This is a genomic window from uncultured Campylobacter sp. (genome assembly GCF_937890585.1).
GTDB lineage: Bacteria > Campylobacterota > Campylobacteria > Campylobacterales > Campylobacteraceae > Campylobacter_A.
In genome coordinates, this window is record NZ_CALACG010000154.1 from 1 (window position 1) to 2,261 (window position 2,261).

Annotated in this window: 1 protein-coding gene; it reads left to right on the forward strand. The window is 38.3% G+C overall.

Annotation, left to right across the window (positions count from 1 at the left end; all coding sequences use genetic code 11):
• Positions 1-2,154: DUF748 domain-containing protein (locus tag Q0296_RS04575; RefSeq protein WP_298037110.1), on the forward strand; the 2,154-nt coding region annotated here is incomplete at its 5' end.
• Positions 2,155-2,261: the final 107 nt, after the last annotated feature.

The window sequence follows — 2,261 nt, forward strand, 5'->3', positions numbered from 1 at the left end:
GCTCTAACGCTTGAAAAAATAGCACTTAATGGCATCAACGCGCCACTTAGCAAAAGCGCAAATGCAAATGTAGCAAGCGCTGGCGTGACAAATACAAGCTTTACAATGGATGGCAACAAGAGCCTTGCGAGCCTTGATGAGCTAAACGTAAAAAACATAGAGCTTAAAGCAAAAAATAAAGATATAGTAAGCGTCGCTGATGTGGCGATAAAGAGCATAAGCTTTGATCTTTTAAAAATGGCTCTAAATATCGCTAGTGTCGATGTTAATAAGCCTAAATTTACTTCAGAACTAAACGACAATGGTCTAAGTGCTGTAAATGAGCTAGGATTTAGCGAGCAGAGCACAAAAGCTAAAAAAGCGACAAAACACACTAAAAAAGTGGAGAAAAAGGTTGAAAATAAAAGCGCTTCAAAAAGCAAAGAAAATAAGTTTAAATTTGATGTAAAAAATATAAGTGTAAATAACGCAGATATCGCTTTGACGCATCTTTTTGAAGGCGAAAAGATCGCTCATAAATTTGATAATCTTTTTGTAAAAGTAGCAAATTTAAGTAGTGATTTTAGCAAGCCATTTGATGCAAAAGTGGCAATGAAGAGCTCGCAAAAGCTAAATTTGGATGTTGAGTCCAAGATAAAGATCGAGCCACTTGATGTGAGCGCGAAGATCAAGCTAAATGATACAAATTTACCAAAGTATTTTGCCTATGCAAAGCCCTTTTTAGAGGCCGATCTAGCTAGCGGTCAGATGAGCGCAGATGCGCAGCTTCACTACGCAAAAGATATCAAAGCAGACGCAAAAGTTAGCATCAAAGATATAAGGCTAAATGGCAAAAAAGCTGAAAAACTGGTCGCCTTTAAAAGCCTTGATCTTGAAAAAATTTCATTTGCCAAAAACGACCTTACTATAAGCGGAGTGAGCTTAAATTCGCCATTTATCAAGGCTCATCTAAGCAAAGAACGTAAATTTAACCTATCTCAGATCGTAAAAGAGGATAAAAATAAAGCTAAAACTGAGGCAAAACCTGAGACCAAAAAAGTGGCTAGCAAAAAAGAGGACGAACTAAAATTTAGCGTTAAAAATTTCTCTCTAAAAAATGGCGAGGTTGATTTCTCGGACGCATCGCTATTTATGCCATTTGCCACAACGATCTCAAAGCTAAATGGCAAGCTCACCGACATCGATAAAAAGCGTCCAAGCTCAGGCGAGTTTCAAGGTGTGGTTGGCAAAAATGGCTTTGCTCAGATCACTGCAAAACTCTTTCCGTTTGAGCTAAAGCAAAATACCGATATAAAGCTTGATTTTAAAGATATCGATCTAGTTAACGTGACACCTTATAGCGGGCAGTTTGTGGGCTATAAGATCAAAAAAGGCAAGCTAAATTTAAACCTAAACTATAGCGTCACCGACTCAAAACTAAATGGCTCAAATTTTATAAATTTTGACTCTCTTACACTTGGAGAGAAAGTTGAGTCAAAAGATGCTGTAAATTTACCACTTTCACTTGCTATATCGATACTTAGCGACCAAAACAACCAGATAAATATCGACCTGCCGGTTGAGGGAAATTTAGACGATCCTGACTTTAAATATGGCGGCGTCATCTGGGCTGCAGTAAAAAAGCTCTTTGCCGACATCACGCTAGCTCCATTTAGATTTTTAGGCAACGCCCTAGGACTTGGCAGCAAAGATCTTAGCTCTATTGATTTTCTTGCAGGAAGTAGCGAGCTTATAAGCTCAGAAGCACCTAAGATAGCTGATTTTATAAAGCTAACTGGCTCAAAACCTAAGATGAAGCTTAGCATAACGCCAACATACTCAAAACTCGATGAGAGCTTTTATAAAAACAAAAAACTAGATCAAAAGATCAATCAAATCATCGCTTCAAGCGGCAAAGACTACATCGCGGTTTTAAATGAGCTTGTGCCAAATTTAAAAGATAGAAGCGAAAAAGCCTTAAGAGAAGAGGCGCTAAAGGGCATCGAAGTCGATAAAGCAAAGCTAGTAGAGCTTGCAAATGAGCGTGCAAATGCGGTAAAAGAGGCACTTATAAAAGCTGGGCTTGAGGCTAGCCGCATAAATATAAACGATGCAACAAGCTCAGAGCCTAAGCAAAACACCTACACAAGCGTGCTAATGGGAGTGGCGAACTAAATTTCATTTATTTCGCTGCTTCTTGCATTATAGACAAACCAGCTAAGAAGCATAAGCATCATAAATGCGCCAAAAATAAGGCTTGCGTAAAAATATAAGTTAAAATC